Source organism: Faecalimonas canis (assembly GCF_054601575.1).
Map to the genome: position 1 here is coordinate 1 of NZ_BAAHSI010000047.1, position 1782 is coordinate 1782.

Sequence of the window (1782 nt, forward strand, 5' to 3'; positions counted from 1 at the left end):
TTTGCTCCGTTAAATCTAACAGACTCTTCTTTTTTCTCTACTGTACCCGCTGTGTTTTTCACAAAATAACTCTTCTTATAATAATAAGAAGTCAGACTGTAGACAAAGTTGGTGTTGGGGATTATTCCCAGCACCAACTTTTTGTAAATAGCCATTGTTTTAACAAAAACTGAGAAAAATACCAAAAATCTTTTATTTTAAATTCCCTGCTTTCCAAAATCTTTGCCAGTTTTTTTAGATTCATACATGCGAAAGTAAGCCCGGCTTTCATTTCCATCCGTGCTTTTCCTATGTATTGAGTATAACGGAAACCATGTTGTTCTTTCGCTGTTCCGAAAAGTCGCTCAATCGTTTCCTTTCGTTGTTGATAGATTTCTTTGTTACCTATTGTATGGCGAATATCTTCTGCTTTCTCCATATATTCTTCCCATACATGTCTGGTAATGAGTTTTACATGCTCTTTACTTTCTGTACATTGATGTAAGTATGGGCAACTGCTACAGATTAATCCGCAACTCTTATATTCACGATATCCCTCTCGATTTGTTGTACTGTATTTTAAAACCTGGTTCCCAGGACAAACGTAACAATCATAATACTCATCGTAAGCATACTCATATTTTTTGAAAAAACCTTCTTTAGTCATTGGTCGTTTATATGGAAAAAGAGGTTGGATTTCATCCTCTAGGAGAAGGTGTGCGATAGCAGGCGTTTTATAACCGGCATCCATTATCATCATATTTGGTTTGAACTCTTTTATTTTCTCATACAATAACGGGAATGTACGGCTATCGTGTTCATTTCCGGGATGAACAGTATATCCTAAAATCCAACCATGTTTATCACAAGCCGTTTCTACTGCATATGCAAAAACATGTTTATGCTCTCCTTTACGAAACCACCCACTTTCTGAATCGCTGGTGCTACACTTTTGTGTTTTTGTTCCTTCCGGAATCTGAGATTTTGTTCCCTCTGCAAAACTTCCTCCTCCATTTTCGGTTGGTGGTGGAGAATCATTTTTATCGTTATCTTTCAATGGTTTCTTTCCATGCACCGCCCGGTCTTTCTGAATTTCTTCTTTTAATTCCTGCTCGTACCATAATGCCTGTTCATGTGCCACTCGTTTTCTCATCTTTTTACTATTTGCACATGCTTTCACATGTGTAGAATCCACAAAAATCTGTTCTGTATCTACCAATTTAAATTTCATGCATTCTTCTAAAATCTTTGAAAAAATCTGTTCAAAAAGATCTGTATCTTTAAAACGGCGTGTATAATTCTTTCCAAAAGTAGAAAAATGTGGTACTGGATCCAACATATCCAATCCAAGAAACCAGCGATATGCGACATTCACTTCAATTTCTTTTATTGTTTGTCGCATACTTTTTATTCCATAAAGATACTGTATAAAAGGAATTTTAATCAACATGACCGGATCCATACTTGGACGCCCATTATTGTGAGAATACTTTTCTTCAACAAGTTCATAAATAAAGTTCCAGTTAATCGCTTTGTCTATCAATCGAAGCATATGGTTTTGAGGAACCATATCATCCATACAAAACATCTGTATTTGTTCTCTTTTTTTATCGGCATTTTTCGTCATCATAAGCCCTACCTCCCGATACCATGATTATATCATGAAGTGCTTGCAAAACCTTGAAAAATAAAGTTGATAACTGAAACATTTTTCTTGGTAAATCTATGGAAAAAAGTTAGAAATGTGGAAAACATGATAAAAGAAAAGCCCGGACTTTTGTCCGGGACTTTGTCTACAGTCTG

General features: G+C 35.6%; 1 protein-coding gene. It reads right to left on the reverse strand.

Annotated elements, in window-relative coordinates; all coding sequences use genetic code 11:
• Window positions 1-121: 121 nt before the first annotated feature.
• Window positions 122-1609 carry an IS1182 family transposase gene (locus tag ACYPXO_RS10865; protein ID WP_459640593.1) on the reverse strand — a complete coding sequence of 496 codons (1488 nt, stop codon included), beginning with the start codon at window positions 1607-1609 and terminating at the stop codon, window positions 122-124.
• Between the last annotated feature and the right edge of the window lie 173 nt (window positions 1610-1782).

What these genes read in the sequence shown, in the direction of transcription:
- ACYPXO_RS10865 (WP_459640593.1), bottom strand. Translation starts at nt 1,609, where the DNA reads ATGATGACGAAAAATGCCGATAAAAAAAGAGAACAAATACAGATGTTT.